The sequence below is a fragment of the Streptomyces sp. ME19-01-6 genome, assembly GCF_033793745.1.
Taxonomy (GTDB): domain Bacteria; phylum Actinomycetota; class Actinomycetes; order Streptomycetales; family Streptomycetaceae; genus Streptomyces.
The window spans coordinates 486,246-499,739 of sequence record NZ_JARAXF010000001.1; the positions used below are offsets into that span (position 1 = coordinate 486,246).

The 13,494-nt window shown below is 67.0% G+C and carries 11 protein-coding genes and 1 pseudogene; 8 read left to right on the forward strand and 4 right to left on the reverse strand.

Translation table 11 applies throughout. From position 1 onward, the window contains the following. The first annotated feature begins 8 nt into the window (after positions 1 to 8). The 5 genes from PV419_RS02230 to PV419_RS02250 are packed head-to-tail and all read left to right on the forward strand — an operon-like array spanning position 9 to position 7,688. Positions 9 to 4,274 carry a phage tail tape measure protein gene (locus tag PV419_RS02230; protein WP_319685902.1) on the forward strand — a complete coding sequence of 1,422 codons (4,266 nt, stop codon included), beginning with the start codon at positions 9 to 11 and terminating at the stop codon, positions 4,272 to 4,274. Then, a complete protein-coding gene (locus tag PV419_RS02235) occupies positions 4,274 to 5,206 on the forward strand; it encodes a hypothetical protein (RefSeq protein ID WP_319685903.1) in 933 nt (310 codons plus the stop codon). The genes PV419_RS02230 and PV419_RS02235 overlap by 1 nt, the downstream gene beginning before the upstream one ends. A gap of 11 nt (positions 5,207 to 5,217) precedes the next feature. Next, complete coding sequence (locus PV419_RS02240; protein ID WP_319685904.1) at positions 5,218 to 6,147, forward strand: hypothetical protein; 930 nt, start codon at positions 5,218 to 5,220, stop codon at positions 6,145 to 6,147. Next, the gene (locus PV419_RS02245) at positions 6,147 to 7,253 is read left to right on the forward strand and encodes a hypothetical protein (RefSeq protein ID WP_319685905.1); all 1,107 of its coding nucleotides are present in this window, start codon (positions 6,147 to 6,149) and stop codon (positions 7,251 to 7,253) included. The genes PV419_RS02240 and PV419_RS02245 overlap by 1 nt, the downstream gene beginning before the upstream one ends. After that, complete coding sequence (locus PV419_RS02250) at positions 7,254 to 7,688, forward strand: hypothetical protein (protein ID WP_319685906.1); 435 nt, start codon at positions 7,254 to 7,256, stop codon at positions 7,686 to 7,688. Here the strand turns inward: PV419_RS02250 and PV419_RS02255 are convergent. Then, the gene (locus PV419_RS02255) at positions 7,685 to 8,497 is read right to left on the reverse strand and encodes a hypothetical protein (RefSeq protein WP_319685907.1); all 813 of its coding nucleotides are present in this window, start codon (positions 8,495 to 8,497) and stop codon (positions 7,685 to 7,687) included. The two genes, PV419_RS02250 and PV419_RS02255, sit on opposite strands and share 4 nt — an antisense overlap. 212 nt (positions 8,498 to 8,709) lie before the next feature. Here PV419_RS02255 and PV419_RS02260 point away from each other — a divergent pair. From PV419_RS02260 to PV419_RS02270, 3 genes and pseudogenes are all read left to right on the forward strand, one after another. Further along, positions 8,710 to 9,612, forward strand: a pseudogene (locus PV419_RS02260) (peptidoglycan-binding protein); the annotation flags it as partial. A gap of 324 nt (positions 9,613 to 9,936) precedes the next feature. Next, entirely contained in the window at positions 9,937 to 10,182 is a 246-nt protein-coding gene (locus PV419_RS02265; protein WP_319685908.1) for a hypothetical protein, read from the forward strand. A 378-nt stretch (positions 10,183 to 10,560) separates the two neighbouring features. Next, positions 10,561 to 11,055, forward strand: coding sequence for a hypothetical protein (locus PV419_RS02270; RefSeq protein ID WP_319685909.1), 495 nt, complete (start codon positions 10,561 to 10,563; stop codon positions 11,053 to 11,055). A 56-nt stretch (positions 11,056 to 11,111) separates the two neighbouring features. Here PV419_RS02270 and PV419_RS02275 read toward each other — a convergent pair whose 3' ends face one another. The 3 genes from PV419_RS02275 to PV419_RS02285 all read right to left on the reverse strand — a co-directional run bounded on the left by PV419_RS02275 (position 11,112) and on the right by PV419_RS02285 (position 13,425). Further along, on the reverse strand, positions 11,112 to 11,696 hold the full coding sequence (locus PV419_RS02275) for a GNAT family protein (RefSeq protein WP_319685910.1): 585 nt from the start codon (positions 11,694 to 11,696) through the stop codon (positions 11,112 to 11,114). Positions 11,697 to 12,346: 650 nt separating this feature from the next. Next, the gene (locus PV419_RS02280) at positions 12,347 to 12,955 is read right to left on the reverse strand and encodes a transposase (RefSeq protein ID WP_319685911.1); all 609 of its coding nucleotides are present in this window, start codon (positions 12,953 to 12,955) and stop codon (positions 12,347 to 12,349) included. Then, positions 12,886 to 13,425, reverse strand: coding sequence for a winged helix-turn-helix domain-containing protein (locus tag PV419_RS02285; protein ID WP_319685912.1), 540 nt, complete (start codon positions 13,423 to 13,425; stop codon positions 12,886 to 12,888). The genes PV419_RS02280 and PV419_RS02285 overlap by 70 nt, the downstream gene beginning before the upstream one ends. Positions 13,426 to 13,494 lie beyond the last annotated feature (69 nt).

Sequence of the window (13,494 nt, forward strand, 5' to 3'; positions counted from 1 at the left end):
TCCCTGCGGTGGCCGGGTTCACCCTGACCGTGGCAATGCGTGCCGAGGTCCGCGACCTGATCGCGGGAACTCGCGCTGCCTCCGGCCAGATGCGGACCCTCGCTGACCGTACCGACGCCGCCCACCGGTCCCTCGCCCGCCTGGACGCGAACGGGGTCCGGCTCGCCAGCCAGTTCGCCGCGCTCAACCGCTCTGTGCGTTTGGCCGTCGGCGAGCTGAACCGGATCTCTTCCCGCGCCTCGGCCGCCCGTGCCAGCCTTCGAGCAGCTGGAGACGACGGGGCACGCTCCATGTCCCGACTCCAGCGCGCCATGGCCGGCGCGGGCAGACGCGGCATCTCCACCACCAACCTGCTCGCTGGTGGCGGCCTGCTCCTCGGCGCTGGCGAGATGGTGGAGGAGGGCAACCGCTACCAGCGGCAGATGAACCTCTTCCGCGCGGTGAACGACGCCACGGCAGCGCAGATGAAGCGTGCCGCCGTCGTCGCCCAAGAGCTTGGCAACGACCTGAGGCTTCCGGGCTCTACCGCAGCCGACGCGGCCGAGGGCATGGTCGAGCTGAGCAAGGCAGGCTTCCGAGCCGACCAGTCAATCGACGCAGTACGCGCCTCGCTGCAACTCGCGGCAGCAGCCGACGTCAACGCCGCCACAAGCGCCCGCTACCTGGGCGACATCATGGATCAGTACGGCCTCGGCGCTGATCAGGCAGCCAAGGCGTCGGACACGCTGGCTGCCACGGCCAACAGCGCCTCCGGCTCCATCACCGACATCTACTACTCGATGCGGTACGCCGGGCCGGTGGCCAACGCCCTCGGCGTCTCGCTGGAGGACACGGCAGCCGCGGTCGGCATGCTCGGCAAGGCGGGCATTCTCGGGCAGACCGCGGGAACATCGCTGCGAGGGATCTTCGCGAACCTCGCGGCCCCCACGCCGCAGATGCGCCGTGCGCTCAAGGACCTGGGGATCGACGCCTGGGACGCCCAGGGAAAGTTCCGTGGGCTGCGGGTCGTGATCGACGGTTTGTCCAAGGCCGAACACGATCTGTCCGACAAGGACTTTGCGGCAGGTGTTACGCGGGCCTTCGGGAAACCCGCACTCAGTGGGGCCGCTGCGTTGGCTCACCAGGGGACCGAGTCCTTCGACGACCTGTCGATGGCCGTGCGGCAGACCGGCGCCGCCGCGTCCATCACCGCATCCCGTGGCCAGGGGCTGGCTGGTGCGATGACGCAGCTGCGCACCCAGGCTCGGCAGACCGGACTGGCGCTGTACAACGGCATGGCCCCCGGCCTGGAGTACGTCACCCGACTGCTCACACGCGGCATGGCCGGTGCCACTCCGTACCTCACGACGGTGCTGGAGTACGGACGGAACCTGGCCATCCTGTACGGACCGGAGCTGAAGGCGAAGGCCGGGGCCGGCCTCGGAGGGTTGCTCGACGAAGCACGCCAGTTGGTCGGCCCGCTCAAGGCATTGGGCGAACACGCCCTGGCCGCTGGGCTGAATCTGCTGATCAATGCCGCCCGGACACTCGGCGAGGTCATCAAGAATCTCGCACAAGGTGCCGAGCCTGTCGTCGCCGCACTATCTGGCATCAGCCAAGGTAGCGGCGCTGCCGCGGGCACCCTGGACATCCTTGTCACCGTCGCGAATCTCGCCATGGACGCCGTGTCCGGCCTGTCAGCTGTCCTGGTCCCCATTGGCCACGCCGTGGGCGGGCTGGTCAGAGCTTTCGGAGCACTGCCTGACCCCATCCAGTCGGCGGCCCTGGCGCTCCTACTGTTCCGCCGATTCCAGCCTGGCTTGATGAGCGTTGCTAATACGGTCGGCGGGCCAGTACGTGGCGCGTTCCAGGGTTTCGCCCAGCAGATGCAGCTGCAGCGGAACCTCGCGGCGACAACCGGGATATCACTGACTCGCTACGGCGCAGCCTGGGCAGCGTTGCAAGCCCGAGTTGGATTTCTTGGAAACATGACAGCCGCGTTCCGTAGTGCCAACGGCGCAGGCGTCACCTTCATGGGAACCCTTAACGGTGTCACCCGTGCGGCCGGTTCAGGGCTCCGGTCCGCATTCAGCGGCCTTGTCGGCGCGATGGGAGGACCGTGGGGAGCGGCGCTGGCTGGAGCAACCGTTGTCTTGGGCATGCTGGCCTCGGCTCAGCAGACGGCCGCGGCCAAGGCCGCCCAACATAAGGCGAATATCGATGGGCTGGCGAATGCCCTGCGCGAGTCCAATGGCGTCGTGACCGAGTCTGTACGTCAGCAAGCCGCTCAGACGATCCAAGCCGAGCGGCTGCAACACATGAACAACAGCCTCATGGACGTCATGCGGCTGTCGGGCTACTCGCTCAAAGACGTGACGGATGCCTACCTTGGCCAGGGCACGAGCTTGGACCAGCTCGCGGCGAAGATGCGCTCGCTCGCCAAAGAACAGCGAGCCGCCTTCGAGAAGACGAGCCGTGGTGACAGCAACCGTGACGCCCTCGCGATGCGCGCGTTGGCGTACCAAGAGGCTGCGAAATCGCTGGAAGGCATGTCCGGGGACGCGGCGAAGGCGACCAGGTCGGCCAAGGAACTCGCGGCAGCGCAACGAGGGGCAGGCCAGGGAACAACCGCGTATGACCGGCTCAAGATGGCGGTGGGCGGACTGGCGGACGAGACAGCCGACGCCGACCAGCGCACGCGCTCACTCAAGGACGCTCTTGACCTGCTCTCCGGCGGTCAGATCTCCCTCCAGGCTGCGAGGGCGAAGGTCAACTCGGCCGTTCTCGATCTCAAGGAGGGTGGCAGGAATGTCAGCCGCGACCAGGGATATGGCGGCAAGCAGCTCGTCAACGAGGACCAGACCCTCAATACCACCACGAGGAACGGCCAGCAGCTGTATACCCAGCTCACCGCACTTTCGGATGCGACGGCGGACGCCGCGGTGGCCACCTACGATCTGGCGCGGCGCAATGGTGAGGACCTGCCGACCGCGCTGGCCAAGGCCCGTGGGGAGATGAGCCGGGCGCGCGCCGAGGCGATCAGCGCCGCCCAGAGCTACGGTCTTACCAATGCCCAGGCAAAGGGCGTCGCCGATAGTCTCGGCCTGCTGCCCTCGAAGGTCTCGCTGCTGCTCCAGACCAAGGGCATGGACAGCACGCTCGCGAACCTGATCGCGGTGCAGGCCGAATTTCACCGGCTGCCGAACCGAAAGACGATCAAGGTCGACTCGCTGAGCGACGGCGCGCAGCAGAGACTGCGCTCCCTCGGCTTCACGGTGAAGACCGTGCCAGGCACCCGGCAAATCAAGATCACCGCCCCCACCGCTGCCGCGAGGAAGAACCTGGACGGACTGATTGACAAACTCGGCCGGACGCCGAACTCGAAGCATGTGCGTGTCTCCGCACCGTCTGCGGCCGCGATCAAGAGCCTGGAGGCCGTCCAAGCCAAGATCAGAGCGATCCCTGGAGCGAAGTCGGTCATCGTGCGCGCCCCCACGGCCAAGGCACGTAAGGAGCTGGAGGCGCTGGGCTTCCGGATCGAGAAGGTTCCTGGCTCGAAGAACGTCAGGGTCACCGTTCCGACGGGCGGGCCGCGCAAGGCGGCGGATGCCATCCAACAGCGGATCGACGCGCTGCGCGGCAAGTCGGTGACCGTCACGACCCGCCACGTGACCATCTTCGACACGCTCCGCGATCAGCCTTCCCAAACGGCCGACGCCCTACGGCGCCAAGCTGAGAACCTTCGCAAACAGGCTCGGGGCGGAGTTGTCGACTACTTCGCTGACGGCGGTGTCGGACGCCCCCAACGCCGTGAGCAGCATATTGCGCAGATCGCCCCCGCAGGCGCTTGGAGAGTCTGGGCGGAGCCCGAGACAGGCGGTGAAGCCTACGTGCCGATGGCGATGGAAAAACGCACCCGCAGCAAAGCGGTGGTCGAAGAAGTCGTCGGCCGCTTCGGCGGCCAGGTCGAGTGGTTTGCCAACGGCGGCATGCGAAGCCGGACCGGCCGCGACTACAGCCCCATGTTGGCCCGCTCGTTCAAGCAGCCCCGGAACACGGAGGTCATGGCGGGTGTGGTGCGCGCCTTCGACATCCGCACTGGCAGTGACCGCGCCCGCACACGCGTGGTCGACGCCCGCGCCGGCGGGCGCGTCCAGGTTGTTGTCGTGCGCGAGCAGCAACCGCTGATCGGAACCATGCCGGTCACGGTCACCGACAGCTCCGCCACACCTGAGCAAATCGGCAACGAAATGATGCGCAACCTGCGCAACGCGCAGCGTGGCGGGAGGGTCTGATGACAACGCCAACCAAGCAGCCCCGCATCGAACTGGCCCCGTGGCAGTTCGAGATCGGCGGCATCGTCCTCGGCAACGGCACACACATCCCGATCGGGAACATCGAAGGACTCGGCTCGCCCGCCAGCCGACCGCAAGACGTCGACAACCCGACCGGGGACGGCACCTTTCCCGGCCAGGACTTCTATGGCATCCGAACCCTGCGGTTCGAGGCTGGCGTCAAGACACCCGGCGATCCGGCCATGGCCGCCGACCTGCTTGCCCGCCTGGAGCTGGCCCTCGACGACCCGGGCGCCCGCACCCGGCCCGAGGGCCGTCACGTGCTGCGCGGACGCTGGCCCGGACACCGGACCCGCCGCATGTACGGTCGGCTGCGGCGCGCGGAGGCCACCAGCACCACTACGGCGATCAACGGGTGGATCCCGCTCGACGTCGAATTCATCGGCACCGACCCGCGCTGGTACGACGACGAGCCGTCGCACCTCACGTTGGGCCTCGACCAGGCCACCAAGTACAAGAGCCCCGACCGCACGGTGGACCAGGCACTGTGCGCGCCAGCTGGCTGCGACTCCGCGGATCCACTCGACCGGCCCGGATGGATCACGAACTACGGCAACGTGTCGACTTGGCCCAGCATCCGGGTCCACGGCCCGATCGCCAACCCGCGTATCTGGAACACCGTCACTGGTCGTGTCCTGGAACTCGGGCTGTCGCTGCGAGCGGGGGAGTGGGTGGAAATGGAGACCCGACCCGGCACCTGCTGGGTCCTGCGCAACGGGAAGGTCAATGTCGCCAACGACCTCACCCCGCGGTCGCGCCTTGACCTGTTCGCCATTCCGCGTGGCCGCTCCGAGACCGGTTGGAGCGGCGACGACCCCACCGGCACGGGGCGCCTCGAAATGTCGTGGCGGTCGGCGTACACCGCCTTGTGATTGGAGCACCAGTGACCCTTGTCCAGCCCCCGATGATGGTGCATGGCGGTAACCACTCCGCCCGGGCGATGCGCCTGATGATCCGCGACCTGGCGCGCGGCCGTCAGGGCATCGCCGAAGCCGGTGATCTCAAGGTCCGCCCTCTGGAGACTCCTGGCCCGGGCGTGCGCGTTGGCGACGGCTCCGCTCTGATCCACGGCGCACGCGCCTGGCAGGGGGCGTACACCCAGAGCAACATCGGCGACGCAATGGTCGAGGTTCCGCCGACCGGCCCGTTCGCCCGTACAGACCTGCTCGTCCTGCGCGTCGAAGACCCCGAGTACGAGGGCGAACGCGACCCACGACGAGAGGACATCGGCTACTTCCACCTCGTCCAGGGCGTGGACCAGGATGCGACCACCGTGCCGCAGGGGATGACCGCCATACCCCTGGCCCGCATCACTCTGTCTCGCAACACCGCGGTGGTCACGACCGACATGATCACCGACCTGCGACAGGTCGCCAATCCGCGCAGCGAGCGGACAATGCGCACCGTGCACCCGCACGACACCGAGAAGGTGCCCCCCAAGCACGGCCAGTGGACGAACTGGCCCAAGGAAGCCGCCTGGGATCTGGATATCCCGGCGTGGGCGACGACGGCCACCATCGTGGTCACCCTCTCGGGCCTGCGTGCCGAAGTCGGCAGCATCTACGCCGAACTGCGAACCCGCCTCGGCGAGCACAGCGCACCGCCGACCGTGGTCGACGACGACGGCACCACCACCCGCCGCTCCAGCGTGACCCTCGCCGACACCTTCACCCTGCCGCCCGCCTACCGGGGCACTCGCCAGCACTTGGCCGTGCAGATCAACCAGATCGACAAGTACGGCGATGGCGACCTGACCGTGGCCCAAGGCACCACGGTGACCGCCGACATCGAGTTCACGGAAAGCCCGGTGTGATGCCCGACTACCGCTACATCATCGCCCGCGCTGGCACGGGCGAGGTCGTGCACTGGAACCTGCCGCTGACCGAAGTCGAGTTCGGCCCGGAGACGTCCGGCCCGGGCTCGCTCAGCGCGACCCTGAACCCCACGTTCACCCGCACGATGAGCGACATGCTCGACGAAGCCGGCGACTCGGTGATCCTTGTCGAGCGGAACTCGAAGCTGTTGTGGGGAGGGCTGCTGTGGCGGGCCGAACCAGAGGGTCCCAAACTCCCAGTCGAGGCATCCGGGTTCACCAGCTACCTGCACCGCCGCTTCGACCTCCACGGCAACCTCGACGGGCGTGGGCCGTACATCGAGGCTGACCCCTGCCAGGTCATCCGCGATGTCTGGGCGTACGCCCAAGAGCAGCCGGACGGGGACCTACAGGTCGTCGTGGACGACACGAAGTCGAGCGCGAAGGCCGGCACCGCGAAGGACCCCTACACCACCCCCAAGTCAGACCCCCGCAACCTGGGGGAGATCATCGACGAGATGGCCGACATCGACGACGGCCTGGAATGGACCGAGACCGTCACCTGGCGCGGGCGCCGCGCCGAGCGACGCATCGCTCTAGGCGCCCCCCGGCTGGGCCGACGCCGCGAAGACCTGACCTTCACCACGGGCGCCAACGTGGTCGGCGAGCCCCACGTCATCAAGGACGCCGACACCTACGCCCAGTGGGTCATCGGCCTCGGGGCCGGCGAGGGCAAGAAGCGCAAAGTCGTGGTCGACGGCGTACGAAACGGGCGCCTGCGTCTGGAACACAAGCTGGAGACCAGCGAGAAGGACGAGACCAAACTCAAGCAGCGCACCCGCCGCGAACGGCTGGCCCGGCAGATCCTGCCAACGCTCACCGAGCTGGAGATCACCGATCACCCTGCGGCCCCGATCGAGGCGCTGCGCGTCGGTGACGACGTACGAGTCCGGCTGCACGAGCCGCACACCGAGTACGACGGATGGAACCGCATCGTCGGCTGGACCGTGCGTCCCGGCGAGGGCGAAACCCCGGAGCGCGTGACACTGAAGCTGGAACGCACGGTCAAGCCGGCGGAGAGCGGCGACGAGACGGAGGAGCAGTAGATGCCGGACACGATCGCCGCGCTCGCACGCCGCATCGCCAGCCTGGAGCGACGCGTCAGCACCCTGGAGCGGGCCCGACGCGCGCCGTACCCGCCGTGGCGGGACCTGCCGCTCACCGGTGACACGGCGGTGCCCGACACCACGCAGCCGCCGCAGGTCCGCGCCGACCCGTGGAACATGCTGGAATTGAGCGGCCGGATTGGACTCTCGGGCGGCCGAGCCGTAGACGAAGCGGTCGTCGCGCTCCTGCCGGAGGGCTTCTGGCCTGCCGTACTCCGCACCGTTCCGGTCGCGTCCGATGCGGCGCGCGGTGCACTCCACCTCGACATGGACCCTGAAGGTCGGGTGACCCTGCGAGTCCAGGACGGCGACAGTGCCAGAGCCACCTGGCTCAGTCTCGACAGCGTCTCGTGCCGCATCGGCGGTGACGATTAGGAGCTTGGCGACGTGTCGTCCGGGGATGCCGCTCGTGCCTGCGCGCCATCGGACCGTCCGAGTTGTGTCGCGCCCGCTTGGGTTCGACGTGGCTCGCTGCCGTGTACGGGCTGTGCTGCGGAGTCTTCCTCGGATTCACCGACCGAGTCACGTCGATTCCTCCACGCCAGATACAGGCCCCAGGTGGCGGCAATGGCCCCTGCCATCACTCCCAGTTCCACGACGGCGCTCTTTATCCAGAGAAGCGCGCTCCCGACCCAGGAGAAGGGCCCTGCGTCGTCGGCCGCTGCAGTCACTGTGGCCTGAGATGTGGTGGTCTTCTCGAACAGTACCGAGTCCGTGTCGCGGTAGTAGGCAGTCATGGTGAGGGCTAAGGAGACTGTCCCCGGGCGTTTGGCCGTCACGTTCCACGCCCACGTCGCCATATCGTGTTTCGCCAGCACATTTTGGCGCTCGGATGAGACCGGTGTGCAGGACACCCCAGCTCCGGAGCAGTGCAGCCTCAGCCCGATCTGGGCACCTACACGGACCTCCGACTCCGCATCGCCCGACCCCGTCGGGTGCCAATCGCCATTGACCTGGGCATGGAACCAACGGGATTCACCTGGCACAAGGCCGAGCGCCTTGACGTCACTGTATGTGAGGAGGCCCCGGAAGAGCTGCCTGCGGGCCTTATCAAGCTCCTGTATGTACTCCTGCTGGTTCTCACGACTGCGGTCGGGGCTCATCAACGTGTAGTTGGTTGATGCAGCGAATAGCAGAAGCAGCCCAACCCCAATTCCGACCAGCATGACGGTGCGTCGCCTCATGCGGTCTACCTTCTCGGAGATCCCCGCTGGCCGTGAGCAGAACCCAGGGTGAAATGGTAGGAGAAGTCTCGGGCCGTAGGACCGCTCGGCATCAATCAACCTGGGTACCATGGCCACAGGGTGACCCTCCACCCGCTGTCATCCCCGAGGGACCGGCCCGCAGCCACGGGCTCGGCCGAGCCATACGGCGCAGGGGAGAAGGCGAAGCGAGCGTGGCAACACCGTTGAGCGGGGACAGATTTTTGTCCGCGCTGAAGCACACGGGCCTCGGCGTCGTCGAGCACGGCAAGTGGCGTACCCATAACCGCAACACCCACGGCAACTGGGGCCCCGTGAACGGCGTCATGATCCACCACACTGGCCCCTACTCGTCCGAGGCCGACATGGTGGAGCTGTGCCGCGTCGGCTACCAGGACCTTCCAGGCCCGTTGTGCCATGGTGTGATCGACCGATCCGGAACGATTCACCTGATCGGTTACGGCCGGACCAACCATGCCGGTATGGGGGACACCGACGTCCTGCTCGCGGTCATCGCGGAGAAGACAAGTCTGCCGCGCGACAACGAGGCCGACACTGACGGTAACCGGCACTTCTACGGCTTCGAGTGCATCAATACCGGCAGCCAGCCTTGGCCTGCCGCGCAGCTAGACGCAATGGCCCGCGCAGCCGCGGCGGTGTGCCGCGCCCACGGCTGGGATGAGTACAGCGTCATCGGCCACAAGGAGTGGAAGCCGAGCAAGCCGGATCCGGGCGGCATCGACATGGACGACTTCCGCGCCCGTGTGGCCCGCCACCTTAGATACGACGGCAAGACGCCGGACAAGCCGAAGCCCACCCCGAAACCGAAGCCCAGGCCGAAGCCGGTCCCGAAGTACGCCGCGTACCCCAGCAAGGGCTTCTTCCGCGACGGCCGGTCATCGCCGGTGATCGAAGCCATGGCGAAACGGCTGATCGCCGAGGGCTGCGACTCCTACGACACCCCGTCCGGCCCGGTGTGGAACGACGCACACCGCCGCTCGTACGCCGCGTACCAGATCAAGCGCGGCCACCACGGTGCCGCGGCAGACGGTATCCCCGGGCCTGAGACCTGGAAGGCGCTGCGCGTCCCACACCCAGCCAGCTCCGCCCACCCGGCGTCGGCGCCCTCGAAACAGGAATCCGACTCCATGCCGCAGGCCCTCGCCGACGTCGCCGAACGCACCATAGCCACCTACTTCCAGTCCGTTCTGGGTCTGATGGCAGCCTCGAGCACCACCGACATGGTGTCGCTGTCCGCGTGGCAGGCCGCAGCCGTCTCCGCGATACCCGCAGCCTTGTCGGCGCTGAAGTCCACACTCGGCACGGTGCTCGGACGCGCGGGCACCGGGTCTTGGCTGCCGAGCAAGCACGACCCGGCCACTCCCAAGTACTGACCCGCTGCCGGACATAGGGAGGCACCCGTGCCAGAAGGAGAGATCGCGCTGGCGCTCGCCGAGCTGCGCAATGCCCTGGAAGTTGGTCTGGCTCGTATCGATGGGCAGCTGGCGTTGCTCGTACAGCGCAGCGACCAAACGGACAAAGCAATCGAAGACCTGGAAGCGAGGGTGACGTCCTTGGAGAAGGGGAGATGGCCGCTGCCGACCATCGCTGTCCTGGCCAGCGTCACCGCAGTGGTGCTGACGCTGTTCGGCGCGGTCCGAGGCTGAGGTGATGTACTTACGTCGAGGCTTGGCGGTAGCTGCTCTTCGGGGCGCCTGGCTTTATCTTCGGACTGTGGAAGGCGGTTGTACACGAGTTGTCCTTTGACAATCAACTCAGTCCACCGCAATCAGCTGACCTGGGCGGACTTACTCCGATGTCAAAGGATGGTGGCGGAGGCACGTGGTAAACGGGCGCCCGGGGCGTGCCCAGCCCACCACGGAGGCTCATGGCGGCGGCATCGTCGCAGCTTGTGGGAACGAAGCATCGCCTCGCCCAGCGGAGTTACGGCCCCGCTCCCAGCCGCCTGCTGGTACGCCATCCCGCAGCTCCACCATCTCAGCCTAAGATCGCGTCAAAACGCTGGTCACGACCGAGGGGAGCCGATGGATCAAGGGCTTGCGGCAGTAATAGGGGCACTCGTTGGGGCCATCGCCGCCGGAGGGGGCGCGTACGTCACCGCGAGATCAGCGGTAACTCTTAACAAGCGACAGGCCCGGCGTGAGGCGTACCGGTCCTTTCTGCGTGAAGGCAATGAAATGGCCAGAAAGATGCAGGAGTTGCTTCCTGGGGATTTCACCGCGCAATCCCGCTCTAACGCGCTGGCCCTTCGTGCACCGCTCGCCGAGCTTGCCACCATGGAGCATGCGTTGCAGCGGTCTTTCACTGACGTTGAACTGCTGGGGACCGACGACGTTGCTCACCAAGCGGTAGAAGTCGTGCTCGGTATCTCCTTTCTTCGCCAGTCTTTCGAAGCATGGCAAAGCCTCCCTGAGGGAGTCCGAATTAGCGAAGAAGAAGTCTATAGCGCTTTCAAGAATCTTGAAAAGCTCCAAGACGGACTGATGTGGTTCAGTAACTTCGCGCGGAAGCAGGTCTAAGATCGTGTCCGAGGCTTCCTCACTCAACCCGGGCGCGGCCTCTACCAGAAACAGACTTAACGCCGCTCTTCGCGGGCTGGAATCGGTACAACCGACGGCCGCCACTCTCGCTTGATCAACCCGAACACCCACGAGTCGGAAACCTCGCCATTCACGACGCAGTCCTCCCGCAACGTTCCTTCACGCACGAATCCGATCTTCTCGAGGACCCGGGCAGATGCCACGTTGCGCGTATCGGTCCCGGCCTGCACGCGATTCAGGTCCAATGTGTCGAACGCCCATTGCAGCAAAGCGTGCGCGGCCTCCGTTGCGAAGCCGTGGCCCCACATCGCATCGCCGAGGCAGTAACCCAACGACGCGCTGCGGTAGTCCGGGTTCCATCTGGTCAGACCGCACCAGCCGACGAAGGCCCCGTCAGAGGCACGATCGATGGCCGCCCGCGCCCCGGTGCCTTCGTCCGCCATCTTCCGGCACATCGTGATGAACCGCTCGGCGCGGGCCCGTTCGGTCCACGGCGGGGAATCCCAATAGCGCAGCACGTAGGCGCTGCTGTGCAGCGCGAAGAGGGGGTCCGCGTCGGCGTCGGTGAAGGGGCGCAGTCGCAGGCGAGCGGTGTGCAGTACGGGGGTGGCCAAAGTCATGCGCACCATCTTGTGTCCTCATGGGGCGGGCAGAACACCGAATATCCGATCCCGGTCCGGCCCTCATGACCAAGGCACCACCTACCAGCAGATCGTGCATGCCTTCAACCACCAGCACCCCCGACCAGGCATTCGGGGTCTGCGAACGGCACGCCTACTCGACCCGCCCACCGATGGCCAAGACATGAACGTCACCCGCAGCCGCCTCGGGTGCCGAGGCTTCCTCACTCAACCCGGACCAGTCCACTATTAGAAACGGACTTAACGTGCTCTAAGTGCTGTCCAAACTGGCAGACAAACGCTGCCGCTGAAAGTGAACGAAGCCAGGGCGGCCGTGTCCCGTCTCAGCGAATCCAGTCGTCGTCTCACTCAACTCACCCGAAGGCGGCGCGCCACAGTCGCGCTTCCCGTGGACCTCGGCTGTGCTGCCCTACGGATCGTGCAGGTCGCTGTGACCGTGCCGCTGCTGTTGGTACCAGAATGCGTCGTCAGCAGCGAGCTGAAACCTGCCCAGCCGCACCCCGGCGCGCGGGTGCTGGTAAGGGCCGGGCAGGGCAAATCGGTGTGCGATGGCGTCACGGAATATGGGTGCTGTAGGACGGCGAGGGATCGTTCCCTTCCACCAGGGGCTCCTTACTGACTTCGGCGTATTAGGGTCCGTCCGGTCTGTCGAGAGTGAGGCCCGTCCCGGCGAGGAATCCGCCGAGGATGCCGTGCCGGTACTGCAGCGCCTTGAGCCGCCTGCGGAGCAGAGTTTCCAGTTCGCTGAGGGTGCGGGCGGCCAGGTTGGCCAGGCTCCGCTTGATGTGCGCCCACAGGCCCTCCACCGGGTTGAGGTCGGGCGCATACCCGGGCAGCAGGACTACTGTCAGCCAGTCCCGCTCGGCAACGAGTGCCTTCATCGTCTTGGAGATGTGGGTGCTCAGCCGGTCCCACACCACGATCAGCGGGGCCTTCAGCAGTTGGTGGGCGCCATCGAGCAGGCGGATGTAGTCCCTCTCGCCCAGCGAGCGGCGCTCGCCCTTGCGGCCGGTATGCCGACGCAGCCGGTAGCACAGACGGGCGGGCAGGCCCGGCCGGAAGCACAGCAGCCCGGCCACCGAGAGCCGTCCCCGGCTGCGGCCGGACACCCTGACCCTCGGGGTGATGCCGCGCCGGCCCCAGGTGCGGTCCCTGGGCGGCCGACCGGTCACGCCCGCTTCGTCCTCGAAGCAGACGAACGCGCCGGTCGCCGCCCGGAGGGTTTTACCTCCTGCCACCTCGCCTCCCGCCATGCGGTGATCGCGTCCTCGTCGCGTTCGGCGGCGGGCCGGGCGGGCATCTGCACGCTGTAGCCCATCCGGTGCAGCAGCCGGGTGACCCCGGAGACGCTGTAGGAGATGTGGAACTTCCGCCCGATCAGCGTGCGCACCCTTGCCGCGGTCCACACCTGGTCGTCCGCCCAGCCGTGCGCGGCCGGCCCCTCCTCCAGCCACATCGCGAGCTTGGCCTGCAGGTGAGGGCCGAGCCGGCAGCCGTAGCCAGAGGGGCCCCTGGAACGCAGCGCCTCGCGTCCGCCCGTTCTCCAGGTGCGGCGCCACTGGTAGACCGACTTCTCACTCACCCGTAACTCCCGGGCGAGGCGCGGGACTTCCACACCCTCCTCGAAGAGGTCAACGGCCCGCATCCGTACCTCTTCCCGGCGCCTGCGCTGCTCGGCGGTCAGCCCGCCCCCATCCGGATACCGCATGCCTCCGGCGTACCAGCTCGGACGAACCGCGTCACCGGTCCCGACAGAGATCCAGACCCCGAAACGCCG